Annotated in this window: 1 protein-coding gene; it reads right to left on the bottom strand. The window is 67.3% G+C overall.

The genetic code is table 11. From position 1 onward, the window contains the following. Nucleotides 1-124: 124 nt before the first annotated feature. Nucleotides 125-263: YbaB/EbfC family nucleoid-associated protein (locus SB719_RS20840; protein ID WP_412159844.1), on the bottom strand; the 139-nt coding region annotated here is incomplete at its 5' end.

Genomic DNA, 263 nt, shown 5'->3' with positions numbered 1-263 from the left:
CACGCGGAACGCGTCGACCAGCTGGTCGAGCAGCGGCACCTCACTCATCGGTGCGCCTCGCCGGCACGCCGGCGCGCGAGGATGCGCATCTGCATCGAACGTGTCGGGGACAAGCGCGCGTCCGTCAGAACGGCAGCTTCATGCCGGGCGGAATCGGCATGCCCGCGGTCGCACCGGCCATCCGCGACTTCGATTCCTCGTCGATCTTGTTCGACGCATCGTTGAACGCGGCGGCGACGAGATCCTTGGCCATTTCCGGATCG

The sequence above is a fragment of the Pantoea sp. SIMBA_079 genome, assembly GCF_046940275.1.
Lineage (GTDB): Bacteria > Pseudomonadota > Gammaproteobacteria > Enterobacterales > Enterobacteriaceae > Pantoea > Pantoea borealis.
This window is presented reverse-complemented; position numbering and strand designations above follow the sequence as displayed.